We start from the raw sequence: 1,499 nt of genomic DNA, 5'->3' as shown, positions 1-1,499 counted from the left end.
GTTGATGTCGGAAGTACGCGCCAAGGACAGCGAGCTGCGTTTCAAGGAGGCGCGCATCGCTCAGCTCACGCACGAGATGGCCGTGCTCAAGCGATGGAAGTTTGCCGCGCGCAGCGAGAAGCTCGCAGCCGAGCAGCAAAGCCTGCTGGACGAGGCGATCGAAGCGGACCTGATCGCCATCGAGCACGAACTCGAGCAACTCGCCAGTCAACCCAGGAAGGACGTCGAGACGAACAAGCCGCGCCGTGCCCCGCTGCCGGCGAATCTGCCACGCGTGGAAGTTCGTCATGAACCGGCGTCCACCACGTGCGCGTGCGGGTGTCAGCTCAAGCGGATCGGCGAAGACGTCAGCGAGAAGCTGGACTACACACCCGGCGTCTTTACCGTCGAGCGTCACGTTCGTGGCAAGTGGGTGTGCCGGCAATGCGAGACGCTGATCCAGGCACCGGTCCCGGCTCAGGTGATCGACAAGGGCATCCCCACCGCCGGGCTGCTCGCGCAAGTCCTCGTGAGCAAATACGGCGATCACGTTCCGTTGTACCGACAGGAACGCATCTTTGAACGCGCCGGCTTGGCGATTCCTCGCTCCACGCTCGCCCAATGGGTTGGCGCGTGCGGCGTGCAGCTGCAACCGCTGGTGGATGCGCTCAGGCGGCAGGTTCTGCGACACGCCGTGCTACATGCCGATGAGACCCCAGTGGCGATGCTCAGTCCCGGCAAGGGCAAGACGCAGCGCGCCTACCTATGGACGTATTGCCCGGGCGCATTCGAGGACCTGAAGGCCGTGGTCTACGACTTCGCCGACAGTCGAGCCGGCGAGCATGCGAAAGCGTTCCTCGGTGAGTGGCGGGGCGGACTCGTGTGCGACGACTTCACCGGCTACAAGGCGCTGTTTGCACAGGGTGTCACCGAACTTGGCTGCATGGCGCACGCACGGCGCAAGTTCTACGACCTGCATGTCGCGAACAAAAGCGAGATCGCGCAGGATGCCTTGCGCTACATCGGCCAACTCTATGAGATCGAGCGCGACGTGCAGCCACTGGCCGCACCATCGCGCCTGGAAGTGCGGCAACAACGTGCTCGACCCGTTGCAGATGCGCTGCACGCGTGGATGACCGCGCAACGCGCTCGAGTGAGCGAAGGTTCGGCGATCGCCAGGGCGCTCGATTACAGCCTACGGCGATGGGTCGCGTTGACGCGTTACCTTGACGATCCGGACGTTCCGATCGATAACAACTGGTGTGAAAACCAGATCCGTCCGATCGCTGTCGGCCGTAACAACTGGCTGTTCGCCGGCTCGTTGCGCGCCGGCCGCCGTGCCGCCGCCGTCATGAGCCTGGTTCAGTCGGCCAAAATGAACGGCCACGATCCCTACGTCTATCTCAAAGACGTTCTGGAGCGGCTACCGGTACAGCCGGCGGCTCGCCTCGACGACCTCTTGCCTCAGCACTGGAAACTGGCGCCGGCGTAACCACGGGACGGGTTCGCCGGACGCTTAC

1 protein-coding gene is annotated in these 1,499 nt (G+C 63.9%); it reads left to right on the top strand.

The genetic code is table 11. The annotated features are described in order from the left end of the window. Window position 1: 1 nt before the first annotated feature. Window positions 2-1,471, top strand: a complete 1,470-nt coding sequence (gene tnpC / locus LIG30_RS22870) for an IS66 family transposase (protein ID WP_442856880.1) — start codon at window positions 2-4, stop codon at window positions 1,469-1,471. Window positions 1,472-1,499 lie beyond the last annotated feature (28 nt).

The organism is Burkholderia sp. lig30 (genome assembly GCF_000687455.2).
Classification (GTDB): domain Bacteria; phylum Pseudomonadota; class Gammaproteobacteria; order Burkholderiales; family Burkholderiaceae; genus Burkholderia.
The sequence above is the reverse complement of the archived record's forward strand: the minus strand, read 5'-3'. Positions and strand labels throughout refer to the sequence as shown.